The 17,712-nt window shown below is 69.9% G+C and carries 12 protein-coding genes and 3 pseudogenes; 2 read left to right on the top strand and 13 right to left on the bottom strand.

The annotated features are described in order from the left end of the window. Positions 1-53 precede the first annotated feature (53 nt). A complete protein-coding gene (locus OG202_RS05635) occupies positions 54-584 on the top strand; it encodes a DUF6214 family protein (RefSeq protein ID WP_405892599.1) in 531 nt (176 codons plus the stop codon). Between the two features lie 27 nt (positions 585-611). Here OG202_RS05635 and OG202_RS05630 read toward each other — a convergent pair whose 3' ends face one another. Then, the gene (locus OG202_RS05630; protein ID WP_327731112.1) at positions 612-1,277 is read right to left on the bottom strand and encodes a DUF305 domain-containing protein; all 666 of its coding nucleotides are present in this window, start codon (positions 1,275-1,277) and stop codon (positions 612-614) included. Positions 1,278-1,471: 194 nt separating this feature from the next. Here OG202_RS05630 and OG202_RS05625 point away from each other — a divergent pair, with 194 nt between their 5' ends. Continuing rightward, positions 1,472-2,977: an LVIVD repeat-containing protein gene (locus OG202_RS05625; protein WP_327731113.1), complete on the top strand. Its 1,506-nt coding sequence runs from the start codon at positions 1,472-1,474 to the stop codon at positions 2,975-2,977. 310 nt (positions 2,978-3,287) lie between these two features. Here the strand turns inward: OG202_RS05625 and OG202_RS05620 are convergent. The 12 genes and pseudogenes from OG202_RS05620 to hpaB form a co-directional block, all read right to left on the bottom strand. After that, a pseudogene (locus OG202_RS05620) lies at positions 3,288-3,620 on the bottom strand (HAD-IA family hydrolase); the annotation flags it as partial. 84 nt (positions 3,621-3,704) lie between these two features. Beyond that, positions 3,705-4,398, bottom strand: a pseudogene (locus OG202_RS05615) (NADP-dependent oxidoreductase); the annotation flags it as partial. Between the two features lie 357 nt (positions 4,399-4,755). Beyond that, positions 4,756-4,893, bottom strand: a pseudogene (locus OG202_RS05610) (alcohol dehydrogenase catalytic domain-containing protein); the annotation flags it as partial. A gap of 153 nt (positions 4,894-5,046) precedes the next feature. Further along, a complete protein-coding gene (locus OG202_RS05605) occupies positions 5,047-6,483 on the bottom strand; it encodes an aldehyde dehydrogenase family protein (RefSeq protein WP_327731114.1) in 1,437 nt (478 codons plus the stop codon). Continuing rightward, positions 6,480-8,012: a GMC family oxidoreductase gene (locus tag OG202_RS05600; protein ID WP_328222383.1), complete on the bottom strand. Its 1,533-nt coding sequence runs from the start codon at positions 8,010-8,012 to the stop codon at positions 6,480-6,482. Before OG202_RS05600 ends, OG202_RS05605 begins: the two co-directional genes overlap by 4 nt. Before the next feature lie 275 nt (positions 8,013-8,287). Next, the gene (locus OG202_RS05595) at positions 8,288-9,619 is read right to left on the bottom strand and encodes an MFS transporter (protein ID WP_327731115.1); all 1,332 of its coding nucleotides are present in this window, start codon (positions 9,617-9,619) and stop codon (positions 8,288-8,290) included. A 501-nt stretch (positions 9,620-10,120) separates the two neighbouring features. Then, on the bottom strand, positions 10,121-11,086 hold the full coding sequence (locus OG202_RS05590) for a helix-turn-helix domain-containing protein (RefSeq protein ID WP_326584872.1): 966 nt from the start codon (positions 11,084-11,086) through the stop codon (positions 10,121-10,123). 196 nt (positions 11,087-11,282) lie between these two features. Next, the gene (gene hpaD, locus OG202_RS05585; RefSeq protein WP_328222380.1) at positions 11,283-12,287 is read right to left on the bottom strand and encodes a 3,4-dihydroxyphenylacetate 2,3-dioxygenase; all 1,005 of its coding nucleotides are present in this window, start codon (positions 12,285-12,287) and stop codon (positions 11,283-11,285) included. After that, the gene (hpaE, locus tag OG202_RS05580; protein ID WP_328222378.1) at positions 12,284-13,792 is read right to left on the bottom strand and encodes a 5-carboxymethyl-2-hydroxymuconate semialdehyde dehydrogenase; all 1,509 of its coding nucleotides are present in this window, start codon (positions 13,790-13,792) and stop codon (positions 12,284-12,286) included. Before hpaE ends, hpaD begins: the two co-directional genes overlap by 4 nt. Further along, positions 13,789-14,721, bottom strand: a complete 933-nt coding sequence (gene dapA / locus OG202_RS05575) for a 4-hydroxy-tetrahydrodipicolinate synthase (protein ID WP_327731118.1) — start codon at positions 14,719-14,721, stop codon at positions 13,789-13,791. Before dapA ends, hpaE begins: the two co-directional genes overlap by 4 nt. Then, the gene (locus OG202_RS05570; RefSeq protein WP_327731119.1) at positions 14,718-16,190 is read right to left on the bottom strand and encodes a fumarylacetoacetate hydrolase family protein; all 1,473 of its coding nucleotides are present in this window, start codon (positions 16,188-16,190) and stop codon (positions 14,718-14,720) included. The genes dapA and OG202_RS05570 overlap by 4 nt, the downstream gene beginning before the upstream one ends. After that, positions 16,190-17,656: a 4-hydroxyphenylacetate 3-monooxygenase, oxygenase component gene (hpaB, locus tag OG202_RS05565; RefSeq protein WP_326584877.1), complete on the bottom strand. Its 1,467-nt coding sequence runs from the start codon at positions 17,654-17,656 to the stop codon at positions 16,190-16,192. Before hpaB ends, OG202_RS05570 begins: the two co-directional genes overlap by 1 nt. Positions 17,657-17,712 lie beyond the last annotated feature (56 nt).

Genomic DNA, 17,712 nt, shown 5'->3' with positions numbered 1-17,712 from the left:
CCGGTATGCGTGGCTGTACGCAGAGAATGTGATCATGCGCTTACGTTGCGTATGTGCTGGAAGCATCCTTTCTCAATCTCTCTGATCGCCACTGGCAGGACGGCGCGGTGACCGTGCGGCCCGCGTGGGAAGTGCAGGAGCACGGCGGCGCCACGGCCTGGTTCAACGCCCGGCTGTCCTTCCCGGACGGCGCCGTGGTCGAGGTGCTCGTCGTCGTCTGCGAGGGCCGGCTGTCCCTGGAGGACGTACACGCCCAGCCGCCGCTGTCCCTGGAGGACCTGACCGAGCTCGCCGACTGGATCGAGGGCCCGCTGTTCGAGGCGTGCGGTACCGCGGCGGAGCCCCTCGACGAGGAGCCGCAGGACGACTCGTACGGGCCCGGGCGCCGGGCCAGGCCCGCGTGGCCGCGCGGTGTGGAGGGGCGGCGGATGGTCGCCGAGGAGTACCTCGCGGCGCAGCGGTCCGGCTACGACCCGGTCCTCGCGGTGATGTGCGCGACCGGGCACAGCCGCCGCAAGTCGCTCCGGCTGATCGCCGGGGCGCGCGACGAGGGCCTGCTCGGCCCCCGTCACGCCCGGCGCTGAGCCCTTGGACCGGGAGCGGCCCCGCGGTCACTTCGTCAGGTCGCGCATCCGGCTGATCTCCGTCGTCTGCTGGGCGATCACGTCGTCGGCCATTTCCTCGATCAGGATGTTGTTGCCCTGCGCCTTCACGTCCGTGGCCATGGTGACCGCCCCCTCGTGATGGGTGATCATCAGCTTCAGGAAGAGCTGGTCGAACTTCTCCCCGTCGAGCGTGCCGAGTTCCGTCAGCTGGGCCTCGGTCGCCATGCCGGGCATCGTCTCGTGGTCGTGCGAAGTGGCCCGCCCGTCACCGCCGTTGACCTTCAGCCAGCCCTCCATGGCCTCGATCTCGGGCTTCTGGGCGGCCGAGATGCGCTCGGCGATCCGCTTCACCTGGGTCGACTTCGCCTGGTCGGGGGCGAGTTCGGTCATCTCCAGGGCCTGGGTGTGGTGCGCGATCATCATGCGCGCGTAGTCGAAGTCCGCGGAATTCGGCGAGTCGTCCTCGGCGCGCTGCTTCTCGACTTCTTCCGGCGAGAGGGTTTGAGCCGCCTCACCGGGTTTTCCGGGGGCGATCACCGCGGGGCCGCTCGACTTGGCGGAGCCGCCGTCGGGGCCGGCGTCCGACCCCGAGTCGCAGCCCGCGAGTGCCAGCAGAGCGGCCGTCAGCGAGGCCGTGACCAGCGGCGCGCGGGATGTGCGGCGAACGAGCACAGTGACCTCCTGGGACACAGCAACGGGCGTACACCTCGTGAGTGTTGACGAACGTTCCTAACACGCTTTCGCGAGCTGGTGATCAAATTTGTTCGTTACAAGTACATTGCCGTCTGTTGATCTGTGCATGATGAAGACGATACTTCGGTGGTGCCTGAACCGTTCAACCGCGAACGGCTACAAGGGAGGACACAGTGACCCTGTTGAACAACCTTCGGACGCGGCGCAGACGTCTGGGGGTCGCCGCGACTGCGGCCGGCCTGCTGGCCGCGTTGCTCACCGCCGGACCGGCGGCCGCGACCCCCGACCCCGGGGACTCGCCCACCGTGCGGGAGAAGGTCTCCAAGAGTGATGCCGCCGAGGCGCGGGAGGCGATAGCCGCCGGCGAGATACCCGGCCAGGACGAGATCGTCCACTCCGCCAACATCCAGCACCTGACCAACATCCCGAAGGAGGCGCTGCCGGGCACCAACTCGGACCTCGCCTTCCAGGGCAAGTACGCCTACGCCGGCAACTACGACGGCTTCCGTGTCTTCGACATCAGCAACCCGAAGGCCCCGAAGACCGTCGCCCAGGTCCTCTGCCCGGGCTCGCAGAACGACATCTCCGTCTCCGGCGACCTGCTCTTCCTGTCCACCGACTCCTCGCGCAGCGACAACTCCTGCAACAGCACCACGCAGCCCGCGACCGAGAAGTCGTCGTGGGAGGGCGTCAAGATCTTCGACATCAGCGACAAGGCACACCCGAAGTACGTCGCCGCCGTGGAGACGCCCTGTGGCTCGCACACCCACACGCTGGTGCCCGAGCGCAGGAACATCTACGTCTACGTCTCCTCGTACTCGCCGAACGCCGCGTTCCCCGACTGCCAGCCGCCGCACGACGGCATCTCGATCATCAAGGTGCCGCGCAAGTCCCCGGAGAAGGCGGCCGTGGTGGGCTTCCCGGTCCTGTTCCCCGGTGAGGGCGCGGACGGCGGCGGCAACCCGGGATCGCCCACGAACCCCGGCGTCTCCAAGACCACCGGCTGCCACGACATCACGGTGCTGCCGTCGAAGGACCTGGCCGCCGGCGCGTGCATGGGCGACGGCATCCTGTTCTCCATCAAGGACCCGGAGAAGCCGAAGGTCATCGACCAGGTCCAGGACAACGTGAACTTCGCGTTCTGGCACTCGGCGACCTTCAACCAGAAGGCGAACAAGGTCGTCTTCACCGACGAGTTGGGCGGCGGCGGCGCGGCCACCTGCAACGCGGCGATCGGGCCGGACCGCGGCGCCGACGGCATCTACGACATCGTCGGCAAGGGCGACCAGCGCAAGCTCGTCTTCAAGAGCTACTACAAGATCCCCCGCTACCAGGCGGACACCGAGAACTGCGTCGCCCACAACGGCTCGCTGATCCCGGTCAAGGGCAAGGACATCATGGTCCAGGCCTGGTACCAGGGCGGTGTCTCCGTCTGGGACTTCACCAACTCCTCGAAGCCCAAGGAGATCGCCTACTTCGAGCGCGGTCCGATCTCCACCGACACCCTCGTCGGCGGCGGCTCGTGGTCGGCGTACTACTACAACGGCTACATCTACTCGAACGACCTGGTGAAGGGCTTCGACGTCCTGAAGATCAACGACCGGCGGACGGATCCGGCCAAGTGGGTCCACCTGCGCGAGCTCAACGTGCAGACCCAGCCGGACTACTTCGACTGGTAGAAGCGCCGCGGCAGATCCCTGTCACCCGTCCCGCCGGGCCCTTCGGGGTCCGGCGGGACGGACCACTCGCGAGCTCTTCATTGACCGGGGCACCGCGCGAGGACATCCTGTAACTCCCGCGTCGGGCGGCAGTCGGCCAACTATACTCAGCGCTTCCGGGCGGCGACCTTACGTGCTCCCTCCCGGCCGTTGTTCGTCCCGGGCCGCACGGGGGACGGTCCGGGACGGACGTCCAGCGGTGACGAACAGCCGATCGGCGAACGCGACTCGAGCACCCGGTCCGACTCGTCGGGCAGCGGCTGACGGCAGTTCAGTCCACCACATCCAGCACCGGTCGCAGCCCGTCCGGCCGTTCGGCGGCGGGCAGCTGGTCGACGAAGTGCACCCCGCACCCCAGAGCCGCGGCACCGCCGTCGGCCCGCCGGTCGTCACCGACCATCAGGGTGTTCCGCGCGTCGACACCGAGCGCCTCGCAGGCGAGGGAGAACAGCCTGGGGTCCGTCTTCCGGCCGCCGTGCTCGTACGACAGCACGTACTCGCCGACGTACGGATCGAGGCCGTGCGCGCGCCACACCGGCCGCGGATCCCACCCGATGCTGCTCACCACGCCGACGGCCTCTCCGCGATCCCGCGAGGCGGCGAGGTTCTACGGGTTCCTACAGGTGTGGTGGGAGGTGGTGCGGCGGGGAATCGGGATGCCCCGCCATATCAGCCGGTCGAGCCTCCGCTATGCCTTCCCCGTCCCTTCCACGGTCAGCACGATCTTGCCAGTGGTACGGCCGGTCTCACCCAGGGCGTGGGCCTTTGCGGCCTCGGCGAGCGGGAACGTGGCCTCGATGTGAGCGCGCAGGGCGCCGGTCTCGACGAGGTCGGCGATGGCCTGCATGCCGGCGCGGTCGGCCTCGACGAGGAGGGCCTCGTAGCGGATGCCCCGCTCGGCGATGTCCGCCAGCTCGTCGGCGTCGATGGGTACCGGAAGGATCGAGACGAGGGTTCCGCCCGGGCGCAGCACCGTGAGGGAGCGGGCGCGGGCGGCGGCGTCCAACGAGATCGGGTCGAGGAGCACGTCGATGTCCTCGACGGGCCTCGGTGAAGTCGACCGTGTGGTAGTCGATGGCCTCGTCCACTCCGATCGAACGCAGGAAGTCGTGCTTGGCGGCACTGGCGGTGCCGATGACGTACGCGCCGCGGGACTTGGCGATCTGGACGGCGAGATGGCCGACGCCGCTCGCGGCCGCGTGGATGAGGACGCGCTGCCCGGGCTGGACGTCGGCGGTGTCGACGAGTGCCTGGTAGGCGGTCAGGGCCGCGAGCGGGAGCGCGCCGGCCTGGAGGTGGTCGATGCCGGCGGGCTTGTGGACGAAGGCGCGGGCCCGGCCGGTCACGTACTCGGCGTGGGAGCCGACCCCGTGGGGGTATGAGCTGCTTGCCAAGGAGTGCGTATGAGGTCGAGTTAGCTCGATCGTGTGATGGTCGGTTTCCGGGCTTGCGGCGTCCTGGGCCGTTCGGGTTAGCGTGGCTGTGCGATCTGGGACGCGGGGTACGGCGTCAGCGTGTGGGGCCCCTGTTTCACCGGTGTGATGGTTCAGGGCCTCCCCGTCGCCTCTGGCCGTACCCAATTGGCCAGGTCGCGCAGGGAACTGGCCTCCCGGGCTCGGACCACGCACAGGATGTGTGTCGCCGCCCCGGGGTCGAGTACGCCGGGGACCAGCTCGCCCAGGACCGTTCGGGGCGCGCGGCTGAGCGGACTCACTCCCGCTCCGTCCACAGGAACGGTAGGGCAGCATGCCGAAGACCTCGTCGCTCGGCTTGAACAGGGTGACGCCGGTGCCGACGGTCTCGACGACTCCGGAGACGTCCCAGCCCAGGATGAGGGGCAGGCCGTTGGCGGTCATGGGCTGGGCGCGGTTCCACCAGTCGGTCGGGTTGACGCCGGCCGCGCGGACGGCGATCAGGATCTCTGCGGGCTTCTTCAGGCGCCCGGACGGACAGGCGGACAGGCCGCGCATCATCCTCAGGATCGTGCGGTCCGAACCCTCGGGGCCGCCTGTCCGCGACGGGCGGGCACCTCAGGCGAGCGAGGTCCACACGCTCTTGACCTCCGTGTACGCGTCGATGGCTCCGCTGCCCATCTCCCGGCCCCAGCCGCTGGCCTTGAACCCGCCCCAGGGGGCGGAGGCGTCCACGGGGTTGGGCATGTTGATGAATACCGTGCCCGCCCGGATGGAGCCGGCCACGCGGTGCGCCGCGCCCACGTCGCGGGTCCATACGGCCGCCGCCAGGCCGTACTCGGTGTCGTTGGCGCGGGCGACGGCCTCGTCCTCGTCGTCGTACGGCAGGACGGACAGCACCGGGCCGAAGATCTCCTCGCGGGCGATGCGCATGTCGTCCCGTACACCCGTGAACACGGTCGGCTGGTAGAAGAAGCCCGGCAGGTCGTCGACGGGGGCCCCGCCGGCGAGCAGCTGGGCGCCTTCCTGGACCCCGCTGCGCACCAGTGCGTGGACGTGGGCACGGTGTTCGCTCGTGACCAGGGGACCGAGCTCGGTGTCGGGCGCGTTGCCCGCGCCGAGTCGCATCCCGCTGACGGCCTTGGCACAGCGCTCGGCGAACTCGTCGGCGAGGGAGCGGTGGACGAGGAACCGGGTGTAGGCCGCGCACACCTGGCCGCTGTTGAGGAGCGCGCCCTGAAGACAGCCCGCCACGGCCGCGTCCAGGTCGGCGCCGGGCAGCACGAGGCTCGGTGCCTTCCCGCCGAGTTCGAGCGTGACACGCTTGAGGTTGCCCGCGGAGGCCCGGACGATGTCCCTGCCGGTCTCGGTCGAACCGGTGAAGGAGACCTTGTCCACGCCGGGGTGCTCGACGAGGGCCCGGCCGGCCTCGGGACCACCGGTCAGCAGGTTGATGGCGCCGTCCGGCACACCGGCCGTACGGCACAACTCGACGAGCCGCACCGTGGTCATCGGGGTCTGTTCCGCGGGTTTGACGATCACGGTGTTCCCGCAGGCGAGGGCCGGTGCGATCTTCCAACTCGCGATCATGAGCGGGAAGTTCCACGGGGTGATCAGCGCGCACACTCCCACCGGCTCGCGCTTGGTGTACTGCAGCACGCCGGGGAAGGACAGCGGCGCCGTCTCGCCGTAGATCTTGGTGACCCAGCCGGCGTAGTAGCGGAAGTGCTCGGCAGCCGCGGCGACGCTGACCGCCATGGAGATGCCGAGCGGCTGGCCCTGGTCGCGGGTCTCCAACTCGGCCAGTTCCTCGGCGTGTTCCTCGATGAGGTCGCCTATGCGCCACAGGATCCGGGCGCGCCGGGCCGGGGTGAGTCCCGCCCAATCCGGGTTCTCGAGGGCGGCGCGGGCGGCCCGTACGGCCGCGTCGGCTTCCGCGGCCCCCGCCAGGGACACCTGGGCGTGGGGCTGCCCCGTCGCCGGGTCCAGGGTCTCGAACTCCGCTCCGGAGGCCGCGGCTTGCCACTCGCCACCGATGAAAAGGGTGTTGGTCACAGCTGTGCTCCCAGGATGAGGTCGGCGCAGCGCTCGCCGATCATGACGGCAGGTGCGTGGGTGTTGCCGGAGGTGACGGAGGGCATGACGGAGGCGTCCGCGACGCGCAGGCCGGCCACGCCGTGTACGCGCAGCTGAGGATCGACGACCGCCATACGGTCGATGCCCATACGGCAGGTGCCCACCTGGTGGTGATAGCTGAGGAGGGTCCGCTTGATGTACGCGGCGATCTCCGCGTCCGTACGCACATACGGTCCGGGTGCGACCTCGCGGGCCCGCCAGTCGCCCAGCGACTTCTCCTCGCCGATCTCCCGCACCTGCCGCACGGCCCGCACCATGGCCGCGAGGTCCGACGGCTCGGAGAAGTAAGCGGGGTCCAGGGCGGGAGCCTGGGTGGGGTCGGCCGAGCGCAGCCACAGACGGCCACGGCTGAGCGGACGGATCGTCCCCGCGAGGACCGAGAAGCCGTGGCCCTCTTCCGGAACGTCCATGTCGGGCACCGGCAGGGGCAGGTGGGACATCAGCGGCTGCAGGTCCGGCACGGCCAGCGCCGGGTCGGACTTGGCGAAGTAGTGGGCCTCCAGGTTGTTGGCCGTACCCTGCGGCACCGGACGTGCCGACTCCCACACCACCGGAGCGAGGGTGTGGTCGTGCAGGTTCGCGCCCACTCCCGGCAGGTCCGCGGTCGACTCGATCCCGAGGGCCCGCAGCTCGTCCGCCGGCCCGACACCGCTGAGCAGGAGCAGCTGTGCCGATCCGATGGCGCCGCCGGACAGGATCACGTCCCCTTCGCAGCGGACCTCCGTCGTACGGCCTTCGCGCAGCAGCTCGACGCCCCGCGCCCGGCCGTCGGCCACCAGGACGCGCGTGACCGCCGCGCCGGTCATCACCGTCAGCTGCGCGCTGTCGAGCACCGGCTCCATGAAGGCGGTCCACGCGCTGACGCGCCTGCCGTCGCGGATGTTGCGGTGAATCAGGTTGACGCCGAGCTGGTCCTGGCCGTTGCAGTCGTCGTTGTACGCGATCCCGTAGTCCTGGCATGCCTCGATGAAGGCGGTGGTCACCGGGTTGGGGGAGTGGTTCCGGCTGACGGGCAGCGGGCCGCCGGCCCCGTGGTAGTACGACGCGCCGTCCTCGAAGTCCTCCGAGCGTTTGAAGTACGGCAGCACCTCGTCGTACGACCAGCCCGCCGCTCCCTGGTAGGCCCAGCTGTCGTAGTCGGCCCGGTTACCGCGGACGTAGATCATGCCGTTGAGGGCGCTGGAGCCGCCGAGGACCTTGCCGCGCGGCCAGAACACCTGGGTGCCGGAGGCGTGCCGCTGGGGTTCGGTGGTGTACGCGTGGTCCTGCGGGGAGTTCCACAGCTCCCACAGGCGCCCGGGGTCGTGGATGGCCGGGTTGTCGTCCCGGTCGCCCATCTCGATCAGCAGGACGGTCCGGCCGGCGTCCACGAGTCTGCGCGCGAGCGCACAGCCCGCGGACCCGGCGCCCACCACGATGTGGTCGTAAACGGTGTGTGTTGCTCGCATGACGGGAGGGTCACAGACGGACGGGCCGCCGGCTTGTGCCGTCGTGCACGGGCTGTTGCGGAGGCGGGCACGAACGGCTGTGCACGGGCGGACGGACGGGCCCGGTGGCCGGGCGCACGCTGCCCGCTGCGGGCCTATGGGCGACCTGGCAGCCGCCGTGGGTGACCGGGCCCGGCCGCGCGGGCGAGCGGCTGCGCCGAGGCAGCACGCGACGGGCCGGGACCACCGAGGTGGTCCCGGCCCGTCGCGGGAGTCGCAGAAAGGGGGGGGCGGAGTCAGGACACGGCGGGTGCGCTCGGGACTCGCTCCGTGGCGCCGGCGCCGACCGCCGCCGCGTTCTTCCTGCGCAGGACGGCGGGAGCCGTCTCCTTCAGCCCGAGCGCGAGCAGGACGACCAACACGGCACCCGCCGCCGAGATGTACATGGCCGTCTGAAGCCCCCAGTTGTCGGAGGCCCACCCGGCGATCACCGGAGCGAGGAACCCGCCGGCGAGTTCCCCGATGCCCATGACCAGGCCCAGGGCGGTCGCCAGCGCGCCACGGGGGACGGTCTCCGCGGGGATGGTCGCCATGAACAGGGTGAAGCAGCCGAGACCCGTATACGTGAGCAGAACCACTGCGCCGAGCGCCAGAGGACTGCTCACATACACCACGGCCAGGGGGCAGAGCGCGGCCATCACCGTGAAGACGATCAGTGTGTTCTTGCGGCCGAACCGGTCCGAGATCGCCGGTGTGACGAAGCCCCACACGACCCACGCCACCCCGAGACAGGTCACGACGCCGCTCATCGTCGCGGGTGAGAAGCCCTTGACCGAGGTCATGTAGACAGGCGCGAACGTGATGATGACGAAGAACCAGGTCATGTACGCGCAGGCGATCAGCACGCAGAGGATGATGTTGCGCTGCCGGAGGATGCTGCCGATGCTCGGCTTGGCCGCGGCATCCACGGATTCCGCCGCGGGCTCCGTCATCACACGGCCACCCGGCGGTTCCTCCCGTACCGACCGCCAGATCCACAGGGCGAGCAGCAGGCCGGGGACGATGGTGATGACGAACGCCAGTCGCCAGGTGTACTGCGTGGCGATCCACACCACCGCGAGCGGGCAGAGGATGCCGCCCAGCAACCCGGCCGAGGACCCCTGCAGCAGGCCCATGTTCAGCCCGCGCCGGTGCTCCTGTGACGCCTCCACCATCAGGGATTGCGACGCCGGCAGAACGGCACCTTCCGCCAGCCCCATCAGCGCCCTGACTGCCAACAGCGCGGCGAATCCGGTGACCAGACCGCTCGACGCCGACAGGCTGGAGAAGAGCACCACCGCGATGATGACCACGGGCTTACGGCGGCCGAGCCGGTCGGACAGGCGTCCCGAGATCATTCCGGACAGGGCCCAGGTCAGGGCGAGGACTCCGGAGAGCGCGCCCAGGGCGGTGTTCGAGAGGGGGATGTCCTCGCTGATGAAGGGGACGAGGAAGAGAAGTGCCTGCCGGTCGAAGAAGACGAGGCCGAAGCCCAGGAAAAGGATGACGAGCAGCTTGTTCTCGTAGCGGCGGGCGTCGGGGCCGGCGCCACCGAGCGGAGGGGGCGCGGCGGATCGCTTTCTCAGCATGAATGCCTCATTCGTCGGACGAGCGGGAGCCGGAGAGGCAGGAAGGGGGAGCCGTGGGGAGAAGAGACGGCAACGGGGCTGTCGATCGGCGCGGTGACGCGCTTCGGCCCTGGGGGTGGTCGGGACGTCAGCCCGTTCCCGTGTCTGTGGACGTTCCTGCGTAAGCCGCTCACCGGCGCCCGCGAGGCGGGCCCGTGAGGCGTGTGCGGCTCTCTCTCACGACCGGAGGGTGCACCTCGGCGGCCCACTCCGGCTTGCGTGATGGTGCACCGGCCCTTGCGGGCGCGGGCACGATCGGCGGATCCGCCGTGTTCGGGACGTGCTACGACAGGCAGCGAAAGGGCAGCTACAGGGCAGCCAAACCGCGTGACCGCCACTGAGCGCTCGCTGAGCGGGATCGGTGAAGTCCGCTGCGCTACAGCGCCCCGCAAGGGGCGCGGGGAACTGCGCGACCAGCCCCCACCGGCCCGCGGTGAACAACCCGCATATTCAGCGGAGCGCTCAGGCGCCCAGCGCCGTGCGCCCGGCCCCGCGTGCCTCCGACGGGCTCATGCCGTAGGCGCTCCGGAAGGCGTGGCTGAAGTGGGCGGGGTCCGGAAAGCCCCAGCGGCTCCCGACGGTGGCGACGGGCATATGGGCGAGCGCGGGGTCCGCGAGATCGCGCAGGCACTCGGCGAGGCGACGCTCCCGGAGCCAGCCCGAGACCGTGTATCCCCGCTCGGCCAGCAGCTTGTAGAGGAAGCGCCGCGAGATGTGATGGGCGGCCGCGATCCGGTCGGGGCCGAGCCCCGGGTCGGAGAGCCGCTGTTCCATGTACGTGAGGATCCGCCGGGCCAGCAGCTCCCGCCCGTCGTCCTGCTGCGCCACCTGCACGGCGCACCGCTCCGAGAGCATCGCGCCGACCAGGTCGACCACGCTGTCCGCGAGCCGCTGCGTGCCGAGAGCGTCCAGTTGCCGGACCTGCCCGGCCAGTCCGCGCAGGAACGGGTGTACGACGGGCCCCAGTCCGTCACTGCACGACACGGTGGTGGCGATCACGCGGGTCAGGTCGCGCTCGGGCAGCCGGAGCATGACCCGCGGGAACATCAGCACGAGTGTGCGGTACCGCTGGTCGAAGTCGAGCGTGTACGGGTGCCGGGTGTCGTAGATGGCCAGCTCGCCCGGCTTGAGCAGGGCCTGGCGGTCCGCCTGGGTCAGCATGCACTGGCCGGCCAGCTGAAGACTCACCTTGACGAAATCGGCCGGGTCGGAGGCGATGTGCCTCCGCGTGTGGGCGACGCCGTGCGGATCCGCGGCCACGACGGACACCTGCACCGCGCCGAGCTGGGCGGTGTGCAGGGAGGCGCGGAAGTCGGGAACCTCGCGCGGCAGCGCTTCCAGCGGCACGAAACTCTGGCCGACCACGTCCCGCCAGAACTCGAAGCGTCCTGCGGAGGTGTCGTCCGACGGAGTCGTCATCGAGGGCATGGGTCTCCTCTGCGGGCCCTTCGGCAAGCCGGCAGGTAGGCGTGCCGCCGGATACTAACTGTCATATCCGGTTTTTACAAAGTGTGATGAATGGGGTGTATAGGAAGATTTCTTGTCTGTCGAGGGCGCGGCGAGGGGGCCCGGAAGGGGCGCGAAGCGCCTCCGGGTCCCCTACCCCCTACCCCCCCCCGAATGATCAGCCGAGGCCGTCCGCACCCACCTGAACCGCGGACTCGTCGAGGACGGTGTCGGTCACGGGCTGCGGGCGTCCGTCCAGGTCGAGGACGGGGACGGCCTCCTTGTACCAGGACTCGATGACGGCGTTGCCCCAGAAGTCGCGGCGGCGGTCGTCGCGCACGTTCCAGCGGTACGTCTCGTGGTCCGGGTCACCGGTGTAGTAGTCCGAGGTGTAGATCTCCACGCGGTGGCCGTCGGGGTCCCTCAGGTAGAGGTAGAAGGCGTTGGAGACGCCGTGCCGGCCGGGGCCTCGTTCGATGTGGTGCTCTTTGCGCAGTGAGCCGAAGATGTCGGCCGCGCGCAGTACCTGGTGGGACTCGTGGGTGGCCACCCCGAGGTGGTGCAGACGCGGCCCGGCACCCCCCGTGAAGGCGACGTCATGGACGGTCTGCTTGCGGTACATCCAGGCCGCGTACAGCTCGTGCTCGTCGCCCTCGATCGTTTCCGAGCAGCCGAAGCCGAGGGACCGGTAGTGGGCGTAGGCGGCCGGGATGTCGGGGGTGCAGATGTTGAAGTGGTCCAGGCGGGCGATCTCGGCGCCGTGGCGGATGTCGTAGCGCTGGATGAGGCGCTCGGCGCGCTCGATCTCGTGGAAGAACTCCACGGGGAAGCCGAGCGGGTCGATGACGCGGACCGCGTCGCCGACACCGTGTGTGCCCTCGCCCTTCTTCAACCGCTTGACCGGGCAGCCGAGTTCGGTGAAGAACTTCTCCGCCTTGTCGACGTCCTCGGGGGTGCGTACGCGGTAGGCGATGTGGTCGAGGGCCGCCAGGTCGCCCTTGCGCAGCACCAGCGAGTGGTGGGTGAGTTCGTCCGTGCCGCGCAGGTACAGCGACTCGGTGTCCTCGTACTGGATGTGGAAGCCGAGCATGTCGACCCAGAACCAGCGGGCGGCACCGAGGTCGGTGACGGCGAGCTGGGCGTAGGCGGACCGGACGACGTCCGGGGCGTTCGAGGCAGTCATGAGGTGGCTCCGAAGCGGGGGGTGTGCACCTCGGCGAGGGCGACGTGGACGATCTTCGATTCGGTGTAGAAGTCGATGCTGTGGGCGCCGCCCTCGCGGCCGACGCCGGAGGCCTTGACCCCGCCGAAGGGGGTGCGCAGGTCACGGACGTTGTGGGAGTTGATCCAGACCATGCCGGACTCGACCGCGTGCGCGATGCGGTGGCCGCGCTTGAGGTCCGAGGTCCAGACGTAGGCGGCCAGACCGAACTGCGTGGCGTTCGCGAGTTCCACGGCCTCGGTCTCGTCGTCGAAGGGAGCGACGGCCACGACCGGGCCGAAGATCTCCTCCTGGAAGATACGGGCGTCGCGTTCGACGTCGGCGAAGACGGTGGGCTGGAGGTAGTTGCCGTCCGCGAGGTGCTCGGGGCGGCTGCCGCCGGCGACCAGTCGGGCCTCCTTCCGGCCGATCTCCACGTAGTTCAGGACGCGCTCGTAGTGTTCGGGGTGTACCAGTGCGCCGACCTCGGTGGCCGGGTCGGACGGAAGCCCGACCCGTACGTTCGCGGCCCGCTCCGCCAGTCGCCGGGTGAACTCCTCGTACAGCGGGCGCTCGACGAGTACGCGTGAACCGGCCGTACAGCGCTCCCCGTTGAGGGAGAACACGCCGAAGACCACCGAGTCCAGCGCGGCCTCCAGGTCGGCGTCGGCGAAGACGACGACCGGGGACTTGCCGCCCAGCTCCATCGACACCGTCTTCAGGTGCTCGGCGGAGGACCGGATGATGTGCCGACCTGTGTCGGAGGAGCCGGTGAAGGAGATCAGCGGCACGTCCGGGTGGTCGACGAGGGCCTGGCCGGCCTCCTCGCCGATGCCGTGGACGATGTTCACCACCCCGGCGGGCACGCCTGCCTCTTCGAAGATCTCCGGCCACAGCGACGCGGACAGCGGGGTCCACTCGGCCGGCTTCAGGATCAGCGTGCAGCCGGACGCCAGCGCGGGTGCCAGCTTCCAGCTCTCCAGCATGAACGGCGTGTTCCAGGGAGTGATCAGCCCGGCGACCCCCACCGGTGTGCGCACCACATAGCTGAACTGGTCGTCGCCCTGCCGGAACGCCTCCTCGCCGAGGGCCACGATGACATCCGCGAAGTAGCGGAAGTTCTCGGCGGCGCGCCGCGCCTGGCCGCGGGCCTGCGTGATCGGCAGCCCGGAGTCGTACGACTCGAAGGCGGCGAGCCGGTCATGACGGGCCTCGACGGCGTCGGCGATCCGGTACAGGACACCCGCGCGTGCCCGGTTGGACAGCCCGGCCCACTCCGGGAACGCGACCCGGGCGGCCGTCACCGCCCGGTCCACGTCGGCCGCGGAGCCACGCGCGGCCTGCGCGTAGGCCGTGTTGGAGACCGGGTCGGCGACGTCGAAGGTGCGTCCGTCCGCGGCGTCGACGAAGGCACCGCCGATCCAGTGCGGGATCACGGCGGGAAGGTGCTCAGGGGTGGAGGGAAGGTGCTCAGGGGTGGTGCTCACTGCACGGCTCCGATCTGCTGGGTGAGGTCTCCGCCCTCGCGGAGCAGCGCGCGGATCTTGGACAGGCCCGCGTCGGTGGGGGAGGTGAGCGGCGGGCGGACATGGGGTGACTCGATACGTCCCTGCTGGTGCAGCACCCACTTCGCCGGCGCCGGGTTCGTCTCGACGAACAGGAGGTCGACGAGCGGGTGCAGGCGGTAGTGGAGATCGCGGGCACCGTCGAAATCGCCCGCCTCCCACAGCTCGTACATCCGAGCCACCGCACCGGGCGCCAGGTTCGCGACGGCCGAGACGAAACCCGCACCGCCGAGCGCGAGAAGCGGCAGGCACAGCAGCTCGATGCCCGACCAGACGAGCAGTGAGCGCCCGCAGGCGTGCAACACGCGCGAGAAGTGCTCGAAGTCCTTGGTGGTCTCCTTGACGCCCACGAAGTTCTCGAAGTCGGTGAACAGCCGCTTCACCGTCTCGGGCGCGATGTCGACGGCCGTGCGCGAGGGCACGTTGTAGGCGACGATCGGCAGGTCCGGGAACTCCTGTGCGACGGTCGCGTACCACTGGTACAACGCCTCCTGCGTGGGGCGCGCGTAGTACGGCGTGATGACGAGCGCGGCGTCGGCGCCCAACTCCGCTGCGGCGGCGGTGAGTTCTAGGGTCTCGTCGAGCTTGTGTGATCCGGTCCCGGGCAGGAACGGGACGCGGTCGTCGATCTCCTCGACCGCCGTCCGCATCCCCGCGATCCGTTCGGCCACGCTCTGCGCGCTGGGCTCGCCGGTGGAGCCGCCCAGCGAGATGCCGTGCGAACCGGACTCCAGCTGGAAGCGGATCAGCGCGCGCAGGCTGTCGTGGTCGACGGCTCCGTCCGAGGTGAAGGGGGTGATGGCGGGAGCGATGGAGCCGCGGATGGCGGACGGGTCGCTGCGGAATTTCATGTGGGCTCTCCTTGCGTGCTGTGCTGCTTGCGCCACCGCTCGTACATCTCGTGCCAGTCGGGACCGAGGGGATACAGGCCGTCGATGCCGTGTCCGGCACGCACCTGCTCGGTGATGAAGCGCTCCTTCTGTTCCTGCTCCCGGCAGTCGGTGATCAGGTCCTCGGCCAGGTCGGGCGGCACGACGACCACGCCGTCCGCGTCTCCCACCAGCAGGTCGCCGGGCTGTACGAGGGCTCCGCCACAGGCGATCGGCACTCCCGTGTCCCACGGCACATGGCGGCGGCCGAGGACGGAGGGGTGGGCTCCGCCGTGGTAGACGGGCAGCCCCAGTTCGGTGACGGCGACGCTGTCGCGCAGGCCTCCGTCGGTGACCACCCCGGCCGCGCCGCGCTGCTGGGCGCGCAGGGCGAGGATGTCGCCGAGCGTGCCGGCGGAGGTGTCCCGGCGGGCGTCCATGACCAGCACATGACCGGGTCGCAGCTGCTCGACGGCCCGCTTCTGGGCGTTCATGCCGTTGCCGTACCGCTTGAACAGGTCCTCACGCAGCGGCAGGTAGCGCAGCGTGTGGGCGACGCCGACCATCTTCGTGTCCGGCCGTGCGGGACGTACCCCGTCGATGGACATGTGCGGCAGTCCGCGCCCCCGCAACTGCGCGCTGAGTGTGGCGACCGCGACCGAACGCAGTCCGTCCTCGACGCGTTCGTCGAGCTGGGGGCACCTCCCAGCGGTAGCTGGGGGAGGCTCGGGGGTGAACGCGGCTCCGTGGGCGGCCTCGCGTTCGGCCGCGTCCGTCCTCGGCATCGCGCCGTACGTCTCCAGGGCGGGCCCGGAGGCGATGGGGTTGCGTAGCCGCCCGGTGGACTGTCCGCCGCCGGTGACCTCGACCTCCACCGTGTCGCCGGGGGAGACGACGGACGCGCCGGCCGGAGTGCCCGTAAGGATGACGTCCCCGGGCTCCAGGGTGACCAGTCTCGACAGATCGGCGACGAGCTGTCCGAAGGGGAAAAGGAGGGTGTCGGTGGTGTCGTCCTGTACGAGTTCGCCGTTGACCCAGGTACGCAACCGAAGTGCGGCCGGGTCGAGTTGGCGGGCGTCCAGCAGCCGCGGCCCGATCGGCGTGAATCCGTCGGCGCCCTTGGAGCGGAGGTTGGAGCCGCGGTCGGCATACCGCAGGTCGTAGACCCCGGCGTCGTTCGCGGCGGTCACCCACCGCACGTGCGCCCAGCCGTCCTCCGGCCGCACCCGCTGGGCCCGGCCGCCGACGACCAGGGCGATCTCGCCCTCGAACCCGAGCAGTTCACACCCCTCCGGGCGGACGATGGCCTCCTTGGTGCCCGCCAGCGACGAGGGGGGCTTGAGGAAGTAGGAGGGCTGGGCCGGGATCCGGCCGCGCTCCCTGGCCCGGCTGGGATAGTTGAGGTGAACAGCGATGATCTTCGACGGAGGGTTCCCCAGGGGGTGCGTCATCAGGAGCGCTCCAGGCTGCGCTGATTCAGGAAGTCCTGGACCTTCGCCTTGTACGGCTCACGGTCGTACGACTTCACGTACGCGCCCGCCATCCGGACAGGGTCACCGAAGAAGTAGTACTCGTACAGGGCCTGGCGGCTGGAGAAGGCGGAGATGCAGGTGTCCCAGACGAGACGGAAGAGCTTCACGCGCTCGGCGCCGGTGAGGGTGGCCGACTGGAGGTAGGCCTCGATGTCGGCGGCCGCCGGGCCGGTGATGTCCAGTTCGGTCGGGGTGGCCATCAGGCCGGAGGCGCCGAGCTTGCGCAGGATCTGCGGGAAGCGCTGGTACAGCTTGGGGTAGAGGTTGCGGGCGGCGTTGAGGGGGGCCCAGGCCGGGGTCAGCACCCCGTACTCGTTGACCTCGGCGTCGGCTTCCGCCGCGCGCAGGAAGGCGCGCAGCGTCTCCAGGGTGGTGATGATCTCGGCGATGTCCTCCTGGACGTGCTGGAACTGCTCGATGCCGATGGCCTCCGTGAGCAGGGTCACCAGTCCCAGGATGTACTCGGTCTTGGCGGTGGTGCGGGTGACGACCTGGTGGGTCATGTGCACCACGGAGGACGTCTGGGAGTAGAAGCCGTTGCACAGCTCGGCGTCACCGAGGGCGAAGCAGCGTTCGAAGGGCACGTGCACGTCGTCGAAGACGACCACACAGTCCGATTCCTCGAAGCGGGAGGCGAGGGGGTGGTCGTGGCGCGGGCGGTCGTAGTCGAGGGGCTCGCGGGCGATGTAGCGCAGGCCGGGGGTGTCGTTGGGGATGGCGAAGGCGTACGAGTACGGCTTGTCCTCGGGCGTGCCGCGGAGCACGGTCGAGGGGAAGACGAGCATCTCGTCGGCGAAGGGGGCGATGGTGGCGAGCATGCGCGCCCCGCGGATCACCACGCCGTTGTCGTCCTCCTTCACGATGCGTGCCGCGAGTTTGCCGCCCGCCTGCTGGGTGCCCGCCACCGCCCGGTTGACCTGCGGCGGGATCAGCGTGTGCGTGCACAGCAGATCCTCTTCGCGGGCCTTCTCGTAGTAGCGGCGGATGTTCTCGCCGAAGGCGGGATTGGCCTGGGCGAACCAGTCGGCGGCCGAGGCGAGCGCCATCAGGGAGCTGTTCATGTAGTCGCCGGTGCGGCCCAGCATGCCGTTGCCATGGTCGGCCCACACCTTGAACGCCTTACGGCGCTTGACGAGATCGTCGGGTGTGCGCGGAGTGAGGAAGGACGTGCCGACCGGCTCACCGGAGGTGGGGGAGGCGTACGTGAGGACGTCCTTGTGTTCGTCGCTGTGCTGGAGGTCGTACAGCTCGGCGTAGGTGCGCACCACGTTGCGGAAAGCGGGGTGTTCCTGAATTCCTCCGGTGAGCGTCTCGCCCTGGATGTGCACGGTGGGGCGGGACTGGGAGAGGCGATCGAGGAATTCCTTGCCGGTGCGTGCGGCCATGGCGGTTCTCCTGGGGAGTGCGGTGGGGCTCGGGAGGGGGTGGGACGGGCGGAAGA

Origin of the sequence: Streptomyces sp. NBC_00310 (assembly GCF_036208085.1) — a bacterium.
GTDB lineage: Bacteria > Actinomycetota > Actinomycetes > Streptomycetales > Streptomycetaceae > Streptomyces.
This window is presented reverse-complemented; position numbering and strand designations above follow the sequence as displayed.